This is a genomic window from Microcoleus sp. A6-C6 (assembly GCF_036705955.1).
In the GTDB taxonomy this organism is placed as follows: domain Bacteria; phylum Cyanobacteriota; class Cyanobacteriia; order Cyanobacteriales; family Microcoleaceae; genus Microcoleus.
In genome coordinates this window covers 17,330-27,009 of record NZ_JAUBVR010000079.1, presented here as the reverse complement: position 1 = coordinate 27,009, position 9,680 = coordinate 17,330, and the positions used below count along the sequence as shown (strand labels likewise).

5 protein-coding genes and 19 tRNA genes are annotated in these 9,680 nt (G+C 45.1%); 3 read left to right on the top strand and 21 right to left on the bottom strand.

Features of this window, described 5'->3' with window-relative positions:
- Positions 1-74: 74 nt before the first annotated feature.
- The 20 genes from QUB52_RS24170 to QUB52_RS24075 form a co-directional block, all read right to left on the bottom strand.
- The gene (locus QUB52_RS24170) at positions 75-467 is read right to left on the bottom strand and encodes a TIGR02452 family protein (protein ID WP_332974996.1); all 393 of its coding nucleotides are present in this window, start codon (positions 465-467) and stop codon (positions 75-77) included.
- A 92-nt stretch (positions 468-559) separates the two neighbouring features.
- Positions 560-631: transfer RNA gene (locus tag QUB52_RS24165), tRNA-Thr, on the bottom strand.
- A gap of 4 nt (positions 632-635) precedes the next feature.
- Positions 636-714, bottom strand: a tRNA-Met gene (locus QUB52_RS24160).
- Between the two features lie 11 nt (positions 715-725).
- Positions 726-799, bottom strand: a tRNA-Leu gene (locus QUB52_RS24155).
- Positions 800-890: 91 nt separating this feature from the next.
- Positions 891-964, bottom strand: a tRNA-Leu gene (locus QUB52_RS24150).
- 28 nt (positions 965-992) lie between these two features.
- Positions 993-1,066: transfer RNA gene (locus QUB52_RS24145), tRNA-Leu, on the bottom strand.
- A 4-nt stretch (positions 1,067-1,070) separates the two neighbouring features.
- A tRNA-Pro gene (locus QUB52_RS24140) sits at positions 1,071-1,144 on the bottom strand.
- A gap of 4 nt (positions 1,145-1,148) precedes the next feature.
- Positions 1,149-1,229 (bottom strand) — tRNA-Leu (locus QUB52_RS24135).
- A gap of 23 nt (positions 1,230-1,252) precedes the next feature.
- Positions 1,253-1,329 (bottom strand) — tRNA-Leu (locus QUB52_RS24130).
- 30 nt (positions 1,330-1,359) lie between these two features.
- Positions 1,360-1,433, bottom strand: a tRNA-Gln gene (locus tag QUB52_RS24125).
- Positions 1,434-1,441: 8 nt separating this feature from the next.
- A tRNA-Gln gene (locus tag QUB52_RS24120) sits at positions 1,442-1,517 on the bottom strand.
- A gap of 10 nt (positions 1,518-1,527) precedes the next feature.
- A tRNA-Asn gene (locus QUB52_RS24115) sits at positions 1,528-1,602 on the bottom strand.
- A 6-nt stretch (positions 1,603-1,608) separates the two neighbouring features.
- Positions 1,609-1,681: transfer RNA gene (locus QUB52_RS24110), tRNA-Phe, on the bottom strand.
- A 4-nt stretch (positions 1,682-1,685) separates the two neighbouring features.
- Positions 1,686-1,772, bottom strand: a tRNA-Ser gene (locus QUB52_RS24105).
- 7 nt (positions 1,773-1,779) lie between these two features.
- Positions 1,780-1,854, bottom strand: a tRNA-Arg gene (locus QUB52_RS24100).
- A gap of 34 nt (positions 1,855-1,888) precedes the next feature.
- Positions 1,889-1,970 (bottom strand) — tRNA-Tyr (locus tag QUB52_RS24095).
- A gap of 13 nt (positions 1,971-1,983) precedes the next feature.
- Positions 1,984-2,058: transfer RNA gene (locus QUB52_RS24090), tRNA-Lys, on the bottom strand.
- Between the two features lie 5 nt (positions 2,059-2,063).
- Positions 2,064-2,138, bottom strand: a tRNA-Glu gene (locus QUB52_RS24085).
- 79 nt (positions 2,139-2,217) lie between these two features.
- Positions 2,218-2,291: transfer RNA gene (locus QUB52_RS24080), tRNA-Cys, on the bottom strand.
- An 80-nt stretch (positions 2,292-2,371) separates the two neighbouring features.
- Positions 2,372-2,445, bottom strand: a tRNA-Asp gene (locus QUB52_RS24075).
- Positions 2,446-2,956: 511 nt separating this feature from the next.
- Between QUB52_RS24075 and QUB52_RS24070 the strand changes: the two genes are divergently transcribed.
- The 3 genes from QUB52_RS24070 to QUB52_RS24060 all read left to right on the top strand — a co-directional run bounded on the left by QUB52_RS24070 (position 2,957) and on the right by QUB52_RS24060 (position 5,828).
- Positions 2,957-3,619: a glutathione S-transferase family protein gene (locus QUB52_RS24070; RefSeq protein ID WP_332974997.1), complete on the top strand. Its 663-nt coding sequence runs from the start codon at positions 2,957-2,959 to the stop codon at positions 3,617-3,619.
- Between the two features lie 226 nt (positions 3,620-3,845).
- Positions 3,846-4,781 (top strand): polysaccharide deacetylase family protein, encoded by a 936-nt coding sequence (locus QUB52_RS24065; protein ID WP_332970142.1) that lies wholly within the window; start codon positions 3,846-3,848, stop codon positions 4,779-4,781.
- A gap of 219 nt (positions 4,782-5,000) precedes the next feature.
- Positions 5,001-5,828: a biotin--[acetyl-CoA-carboxylase] ligase gene (locus tag QUB52_RS24060; protein ID WP_265238057.1), complete on the top strand. Its 828-nt coding sequence runs from the start codon at positions 5,001-5,003 to the stop codon at positions 5,826-5,828.
- A gap of 190 nt (positions 5,829-6,018) precedes the next feature.
- Here the strand turns inward: QUB52_RS24060 and QUB52_RS24055 are convergent, their stop codons facing one another.
- On the bottom strand, positions 6,019-9,627 hold the full coding sequence (locus tag QUB52_RS24055) for an OmpA family protein (RefSeq protein WP_332974998.1): 3,609 nt from the start codon (positions 9,625-9,627) through the stop codon (positions 6,019-6,021).
- Positions 9,628-9,680 lie beyond the last annotated feature (53 nt).

Below are 9,680 nucleotides of genomic sequence, written 5' to 3'. Positions count from 1 at the left end.
ATCCTGTTTCTAGCAAGGCAAGAGTAAAAATAAGTTAAGAGTTGGGATTCAATCCAGTAAAGCAAAACTTTCCATTAGATCATAAAATTATTTTGCAAGAGGTCTAGTGCAGAACTACGTGCTAAACTTTCTTCTTGTGCTTTAGCGCCTTTGATGAATCCACCACCCGGATTTTTAGCAGAAGCGAAGTTTAGGACTGCAATTTTTGCAAATTTGTACGATCGCGCTGTACGCTCAGCCCCCACCAGCGTTGTCTCATTTCTCACCATAAATTCGTTTGAGAATTGGGGAGTACCGGAGAGAATATTTTCCTGAATCGCTGACAGGGCTTCGGGTTCGTAGTATGCTGTCCCAGCAAGACAGGATGCTAATTGGCGATCGATCTTAACCTGCTTGCCTTCAGGGGACAAGTAGCAACCATCTTCGATAATTTTTAGCGTGTCTTGAGCGATGGCAATTCTTTTCATGCTTTTTACTCGGATTTGCTGGTGAAAATTAGCGCTATAACTCTTATTTATAATTTAGCATAATTAGATAAACTCCTTCTGATTTTAGTACAAGCAGGTGGCGAGAGTTGAACTCGCATAAAGGCTTTACAAGAGCCTCATGTTGCCAATTACATCACACCTGCAATTTGGTGACGGGGGCAAGAATTGAACTTGCTGATTTGCAGCTTATGAGACTGCCGAGCCTAACCGTTGCTCCATCCCCGCGCTATTACCAAATGCCCCTGGCTGGATTTGAACCAGCAACCTTCTCGTTCTAAGCGAGACACCTCTTCCAATTGGGCTACAAGGGCAAATTTTAATTGAGCGATTCTCTACAGAATAGCTGCGATTCATAGACTATTTTAAGCATTGTAACTTCCTCCGATATTTATGGAAAATCCATGCTCCCGACAGGATTTGAACCTGTATAAAACTAGCTTCTCGAACTAGCGCGTCTGCCTTTCCGCCACGAGAGCAAATAGCAGAAATTGGCTGTTAGCCAAGTACCCCTGACAGGATTTGAACCTGCAAAACACCGATTCTGATTCGATGATGTTTTCCAATTACATCACAGAGGTAAAGTCGGGATAGCAGGATTTGAACCTGCAACCTTCGGCTCCCAAAGCCGCCGCGCTACCAAGTTACGCCACATCCCGTTCATGCTCCCGGTGAGACTCGAACTCACAATCAAAATAGAACAGATTTTAAGTCTGCCGCGTCTGCCAATTCCGCCACAAGAGCAAGTGTAAACTTAGTGAAACATTTGGTACTCCTGGTAAGATTTGAACTTACACAACACAAGGTTTGAGCTTGCGGCCTCTGCCAATTGGGCTACAGGAGCGTCATGATTACTGCTATTAGAAAAGCAGAACTCGGAAGGCAGGGTTTGAACCTGCATTGTTCCGCTTTCAAAGAGCGGTGCCATACCAATTAGGCGACTTCCGAATAATTGAATGCCGGGGTAGGCTTTGAACCTACATAAATTCCTGTTTCAGAGACAGGCGACTTTACCAATTTGTCTACCCGGCAATTTAAAAAATGGCTGCCTCAGTAGGACTCGAACCTACAACCATCACGTTAACAGCGTGCAGCTCTACCATTGAGCTATGAGGCAACGCAATCCCCCAAGTCAGTGTCGAACTGACGGCCTCTTGTTCTTCAAACAAGCGCTCTACCAACTGAGCTATCGGGGGAAAACGGAGAAGGAGGGATTTGAACCCCCGACGGGTGTTAAACCGCTCTTTCTTAGCAGGAAAGCGCCATAAGCCTCTCGGCCACTTCTCCAATTGAGCGAGAACGGAGGGATTTGAACCCCCAAATCTTCAGTTGCGCAAACTGAATTGTTGTCCAGTTACAACACATTCTCTCGATCGCAATTGCATATTACATACAGTTGCAAATGGGTCGGGCTGGAATTGAACCAACAACGCTTTAAGCTACTGTTTTACAGACAGCTACCCACACCAATAGGAGGGCCAACCCAATATTGAAAATTTGGTAGGTCGCCGAGGAATTGAACCTCGATCCATCCGCTTAAAAGGCGGCTGCAAAACCATTCTGCCAACGACCTACACAAAGTGCTGACGGGAGTTGAACCCGCAGATCACTTGGGTGAAAACCAAGCGGCTTAAACCATTTGCCTACAGCACTATCGATTTTAGATTTTAGATTGGGAATTTGCGATTTTAGATTGCGATTTTAGATTGCTCCTGCGAATCAGCAAAAACAGAGGTTAGGGCGGGAGTTGAACCCGCGAAATTCGGTTTTGCAGACCGACGCTTTGGGCCGCTCAGCCACCTAACCTGGGAGTCCCGACGAGGTTTGCACTCGCAATCTTCACGCCAGAGAGGGTGACGGATTGACTTTTGCCTGCGGGACTTTGACGGGAGTAACGAGACTTGAACTCGCAACCTTTCGCTCGACAGGCGACTGCTCTAACCGATTGAGCTATACCCCCGTGATAATGAACAATAGAACTCTTGAAAAAGTCCTTGTAATCAAATTTTCGGACGGGCTCTTCGGCCCATCCCACAAAAAGTTTTTTCTCTTGTGGGATGGGCCGAAGAGCCCGTCCTAGCTATTTTTGCAATAGGTCTAATATTTTGTTCTTGAATTACTGAAGTTTGGACGGGGTGGCGGTTGATTCCGCGTACTACAACCCTAGGGAGTTATGGTTGCCGGAGTCTACACCGCCAAATGTCCGCAATTATGTGACATGATTAATGATCTATTCAGTTTTCAAGGTTCGTATTGCTCTTGGGATAATGCTTTGAAGCTCTTTCCCCTTCGCCATACATTTATACTACATTGCGTGTTACAAGAATGTCAAGGGGGTAATACAACTTTTTTTGAAATTAGTTTTTTTGAATGGTAGTCGATCGCCCCAACCAACACTCCCACTCCTCCGAACACACGAATAATCAAGACATTTGGCTGCTAAACTGGTGCTGTAGCGCGTGGTAAATCCGATGCTGAAACTGTACTACACTCCGATGTCTCTGAATTCTCGCCGCGTATGGGTGGCACTTCTGGAAAAGCAGATTGCGTTTGAGCCGATCGCACTTAACCTCGATGGCGACCAATTTGGGCCGGATTTTCTGGCAATTAATCCGTTCCACCGCATACCGGTGTTAGTGGATGGAGATTTGACTTTGGTGGAATCTCTGGCAATTCTCGATTATATAGATGCAAAATACCCGACGCCTGCACTGCTACCGACAGAGGCGAAAGCCTTGGGAATTGTGCGGATGGTGGAAATGGTGACGTTAAATGAACTGTTGCCGGCAATGTTTCCCTTAACCAGGCAAATGCTCGGTGTACCGGGAGACACTGAGGAAAAGTTGGCACAGTCAAAGCAACAGATATTAACGGTGCTGAGGTTTTTTGAGGGGTTGCTGGTGGATGGACGCACTTTTTTTGCTGGCGAACAGTTTTCTTTGGCGGAAGTCGTGGCGGGGACTGCGGTGCCTTCTGTGGGGATGTTTAACATATCTTTTGATGAGTATCCGAAGTTGCAGCAGTGGGGCGCGAGACTTGCAGGGCGATCGAGCTTTGAGCAAACGGAGGTGCCTCAAGCAGAAATTGCGGCGAAAATCCCAATTATTCGGGATTTACTGGCGGCAAGGCTTTAACTCTTCAACCCCTCTGAGCTCGGGTTTCGTCTGTGTCGGCGCGATTTGAATCGCCCGCCGTGAATCGCCCGCCGTGAATCGCCCGCTTCCTTCCCATCGCCCGCATTCGATCGCCCTTCCGATCCCGCTGTCAATCCCCGCTGAGAGATATTTATAAAAAATTCAGTGTTTTTTCCCTGAAATTCCCATTATCATTATCCGCAGTGTGAAGCGAAAGGAATCTCAAGTGAGGGGAAATCATCTGTTTCAAAAACTGAGAAAAGAATGGCGTTTTGTGGCGATCGCCCTGGCCGCTGCTACGATTAGCTTTATCCTCGGTATGCTGATGCCAGGAAACCAACAGGGAAGCGGCAACCCTGCAACCGCCGCGATGCAGGTACAGAACCTTAACCAATCCTTAACCGTAAATCCGTTAGTAAAAAAGGTTGGGGACAATCAAACAGCGTTTAATCTCGATCGCACAATTGAGGAACTTCTCACCGTATTGGAATCCAAAGAAAAACTCTTGACTTTTGTGCCGCCTGAACAGTTTCAGGGAACAACTGTTTTTGAGGGAAAAGTCAAAGATTCTGAGAAAGTGATTGCTTTAACTGTTGATGACGGCCCGTGGCCGGAAACGACGGAACAAATGCTGGATATTTTTAAGCAAAATGATGTTAAAGCAACTTTTTTTTGGCTAGGTCAATCTATCGAAAATTCTCCTGATATTGCTCGCCGAGTTGTCGCAGAAGGTCACGCGATCGGCAATCATACGTGGCATCACTGGTACGATCCGATGGATGCAGCGACGGCGGCTAATGAAATCGATCGCACGGCTAAACTTATTTACGAAACGACGGGAGTTAAGACTACTTTTTTCCGCCCGCCGGGGGGTGTTTTGAATAATGGCTTAGCTAAGTATGCTAAAGAGCAGAATTATGCTGTGGTGATGTGGTCGGTAACTTCTGCCGATACCGATCCGCGCGCTCAACCGTCGGCTTTTGTTAATAATGTATTGAAGGGTGCGAAGCCGGGGGCGATCGTGTTGATGCACGATGGCGGGGGCGATCGATATCGTACTATTAAGGCTTTACCGGAGATGATTGCTGGTTTGAAGAAGCAGGGATATCGGTTTGTGACGGTTCCTGAGTTGCTGGAAATGCAAGGGGAATCAGCAGCGTAAATTGTGTAGGAATTGCGTGTCTTTTTTCGACGATAAAGCTCAGGTTAGAGAAACCCGTTTTCTGCAATAATATTGGTTTTCCAACTAGATATCTACGAAGAAATTGGGTTTCTGATTTCCTGTGCTTAAGTTATCAAAGAGAAAAAAATGGCGATAGATTTTAAATTAAATTCTATAATAAATCAGCGAAGATAATAGTATTTTTTGAGATAAGATGATATGAGAGAACTCAACAAATTAGAACAGAATGGAGTTGAGTTGATAAATGTCGTCGATCGCGAGCTAGTGCGTCACTGGCTGCACACCTTAGATACCTGTCCGAGTACCAACAGTTGGGCGATCGCCCGCGCGGCGCAACTGCACCACGGAGATGTAATATTTACTAAGCGGCAAACCAGCGGGCGCGGCCAACACGATCGCACCTGGCACGCCCCAAACGGTGTTTTGACTGCAAGTTTTGTGCTCGACAACCTCAATCCCCATTTGTTACCCGGACTCAGTTTAGCAGTCGGTTTAGCTGTGATTTTCGCGATCGAGGATTTGGTGCCCGAATGCCGCGATATGCTGCGCCTGAAATGGCCGAATGATGTTTGGATCGATCGCCACAAATTAGCCGGAATTCTCTGTGAAGCCACTTCTGGTAAAATTTTCGGCACTCGCGCCGTTGTGGGAATTGGACTCAACCGCTGCGTAGATTTCGCGGCGGCAGGATTGGATGAAAGGGCGATCGGCAATGCGGTAAGCTTGCATTCTATTGCTAGTAATGTGCCCGATGAATTGTGTTTGCTCGATCGACTGCGGCACTATTTACTCGAACTAGCCGATATGTTTTCCACCACAGACAAGCCCGCCCAAAAGTCCGGTTTAACGCCACTTTTGCCGGAATTGTGCCGCCGCGATGCCCTGATTGGGTGTAATGTGGCGATCGAGCTTTCCTCGGAAACCATCTGCGGAAAAGCCGCCGGGATTGACGGAAGCGGCCGGTTGTTAGTATGCTTGGGCGATCGAATACAAGCCTTTACCTCCGGGCGAGTTCGATTAAATTAAAAATCATTAATCACACCAAATCCGCCTTTAATACCGCCGACTTCTTCTTCTTCAGTCCGCGGAGGCGGACATCGTTTGTGTAGTCGCGAATTCCATTCGCCGACTCTTATTTACCAATTCCCAATTCCCAATTCTCAATTCCCAATTCCCCAATTACCAATTCCCCATTCCCCATTCCCCATTCCCAAATTTAATTTACCACCTCAAATATGACCAATCTGCTCAGCCACAGCGGTTGATTCGCCTCCACACCTTCAGGACGGCCCTTAGTAGAAGCAACTTGAATTCTGTTGCGATTTATCCCTTGTTTAACCAGAGCAGCTTTCACATTTATCGCCCTTTCCAGAGCCAACTTTTGATTTTCCGCAGGACTGCTGTTAAAATCGCTGTAACCAACTACCCTCAAACTCTTCGTGCTATTTTCCTCCATATATTCCTTGACTTTCCCAAGCTTTTGTGCTGCATCTTTCGGCGACAAAATTACCGAACCCACACCAAAATAAAGGCGAACATCTATCGCCTGTGACGGCGGTTGAGTGCCTATTCCCACTGTATTTGTTACAGACTTCACCCCCGGAATTTTCTCAAAAGCTTGAGTGATTTTCTGAGCATCTGTCGCTTTGCTCACGCTCCCTGCAACGGCGACTTTTCCCTCTGCATAACGAGCCGAGATATTAATGCTTTCTAATTTATTCAAAAGAGCCACAGTCCGCTTGACATCGGCTTCTGTTAAAACTGGATCGGGAGGTACTTCAACGGCTATAATTTTATTGTCAATTCTTAATTTAGGAGCGGCTTGCTGAGCGATTTTTTCTGCTTTCGCTCGCAGCTTTTGATTCGGCACTCGTCCCGAAATCTCCAATACTTGATCTTTGACATCTGCCACAAGGCGATAAACCGATAACTCTGGAACAGATTGTAAAGCTAAATTTGTATCTGCTTCTAAAGTCGCTGCAATTGAGCTGCGGTATTGATGAATACCCCAAGGTACGCCAATTAAACCTAACGCTGCCAAACCGATTATTGGTAAAATTGGAATTTTAGCAGATTTAACTTTTACCTCTGTATCGATTAACTTTTGCAAATTCAATTTTACTTCAGGAGGTACACAGGTTGGATCTCCGTTAAATGCCTGAATTTTATCCCCGTATTCTTGAACAATATTTTTGAATATCGCTCGCATTTTGTACTTAAACCACTGGCGAGTTCCTCCTTCGATAACTACTGCTAAATAACACGAACCGGCTACTTCCAATACGATCGAAGATGTCCCGTATTCTATGGCATCAATCTCTGCAAAATTTCCCGATTGAGATATACAGTCGTTGACAAAAGAGCGAATAGCAGTCAGCATCCCCGATATCATTTCTGATTCTAGCTCTTCGCTTGCAGACGGCTGCACTGCCGAAATTACTAAGCCTGATGCTGCTTGGATTAAAAATACAGCTTTAACAGTCAATGGTGTTGTTTCTTTCATCAGCAATTCAGCTTCAGAAATTCCCTGCAATTTGGCTTTAATTTTGCGAGTTATTCCCTCTGGGCTTAACGATTTCTCGATTTTTTCGTTAATATCGCGCATCGTCTCGGCTATATATTTTAAAATTGTGCTGCCGATGATCGGATAAAGTGCATCTGACATGGCTTCTTGTTTGAGAGCAATTTGCTGTCTGATGGCAGAGGCAATTTCCGGTGCGATCGCCATTGCAATTTCATCGGGCGATTCACTGATTCTGTTGCTGATTCCCACAGGAAGAGACGCGGCTATGGCTAATCCCATCGACTGCCTGTTTTCTCGGGTTTTGATATTAATTACTTCATCAATTATTGGAGCTATGGTTTCGGCAAATAATTGTCTTGACTCATTAATTGTTTGGAGCATCATTTGGGGGAAAATCATTTTAATTTTCGCCACTAATTCTTCCCGATCGCCTCCCCATTCCGCATCAGTTATTTTGCGATCGAGCTCCTCTACTTTACCGTTGAGATTGTAATTATAACCTACTGCTTCATCTAATAATGGTAAAATAGATTCGATGACCGACTTTTGCAGTTGGGTGTGATGGCTAACCATCAGCTCGTCAATCAAAGGTTTTAGTAAATCTGTAAACAAGTCTGTCGATTGATAAATCCGGTGTTCGATCGCCACAATCTTTTGTTCGATATTCCCCAGTCTTTCATCAATCCTTTTATTCTGAATTATCGCATCGACAGCGGGGGCGATCGCAGATTCTATCTCTAGCTTTGCTTCCCGAATGCTTCCAGACAGCATTTGTACGATCGCAGGCATGATTCTTCCCATCAACCCTTCTATCTCAGCTAAAACTTGCTGCTGAACTTCGACAATCTTATTTTCATTTTGCAATATTTGTGCTGCAATACCGCTGTTTTGAATGGCAGTATTGACAGCAGGTGCGATCGCCTCTCTAACCTCCAACTTTGTCTCATCAATTTTCCGGTTTAGCGACTCAATCATTAACGGCATCAACCGTGCCATAATTTCTTCCGGTTGAGACTTTTGCTGTCGGTGCAGATTATTTAGTCTACTTTCTACATCGCTCAATTTTCCTGGAACTTCTCTTTGCAGAATTGCTGATTCTATCAAAGGTTCGATCGCCGCAGCTACCTCTAATTTTGATTCATCGATTTTCCGGTTCAGCAAATCAGTGATTGCCGGCATCAACATCGCCATGATCTCTTCAGGCTTCTGAATTGGCGACTGTTGCGTAGCCAGCCGGCCCTCGATGATGCTCAATACTTTTTCTTCTATTTCTACCCAAGCTATTCTTACCTGTACTGAAGGGGCGACAGTTGCTATAACTTCTAACTTTAATTCACTAATTTTGCGGTTCAGCAAGTCGCTAACTATCGGCACTAAATGCTTGATTAAATCTTCCGGTTGCTGCTGGGAACGTTGCTGAATATTCGCAAATTTATCTTCAATTATTACTACTTGTTTTTCCAGTCCATTTTGATTGTCAATTACTTGATTGATTGTCGGTGCGATCGCCGCTGCTACCTCTAATTTAGACTCTTCTACCTTGCGGTTGAGCATCTCGCCCACTAACGGCATCAGCCGTTTGATTAACTGTTCAGGATTCGGCAGTTGCTGGTGGTTGAAGTTAGCAATTTGATTTTCCAAATCCGCTAATTTTGCCTGAAATTCCAGGCGATTCATTTTATCGTTGCTGGCGAGTTCGATCGCGTTGTTTAATTCAGACTTCAACCGCTCTAACTCCTCTGTTACCAACTCAGGGATTAACGGCTTTAATAAATTCATCAATTCTTGCGGTTCAGACATGAGGTTCTCAAAATTTTCCAACCTTTCTTCGACGCTGAAAATATTACTATAAAATTCCGGCAAATCCCTTTCAAACAGCAGTTGTTGCAACCGCTTAAACTCCTCCACTGCTTGTTCTAATTCTTCCTCCGACGGTCGATAATTGTTGGCTACATTCGCGATTCTAGATAAACCTGCTGCCTGATTATTTTTTGGTAGTCTTTCAGATGGTATCTCTTCATGATTATTCAACACTTCCGGCACAACAGCAGGTGATTCGATCAGAAAAGACAATTGGTTGCGCCGGTTTTCTTCTTCCTCAAGTCGCTCTGCCGACTTTTCAGAGGGCGGTAACTTCAGTTCGATAGGTTCTTTTTTAAATTGCTTAAGTAACTGTATTTCAGTCAGTATGATTAGCAATTCCTGAAGTTGATCTCCAGCTTTAGAACTTGCCACAGGTGCCTCTGACACTTCTGTTTCTGACTGATATATTTTGCTTGAATTATCATTAGATGCTGCCATACTGTGCTACCAAAATCTGATTTTAACCGATCGACTAAAATAACCAGCTTGCT

Excerpts from the sequence above, each read along its gene's own strand:
- QUB52_RS24055 (WP_332974998.1), bottom strand. The coding sequence starts at position 9,627 with ATGGCAGCATCTAATGATAATTCAAGCAAAATATATCAGTCAGAAACA.
- QUB52_RS24070 (WP_332974997.1), top strand. The coding sequence starts at position 2,957 with ATGCTGAAACTGTACTACACTCCGATGTCTCTGAATTCTCGCCGCGTA.
- QUB52_RS24170 (WP_332974996.1), bottom strand. The coding sequence starts at position 467 with ATGAAAAGAATTGCCATCGCTCAAGACACGCTAAAAATTATCGAAGAT.
- QUB52_RS24060 (WP_265238057.1), top strand. The coding sequence starts at position 5,001 with ATGAGAGAACTCAACAAATTAGAACAGAATGGAGTTGAGTTGATAAAT.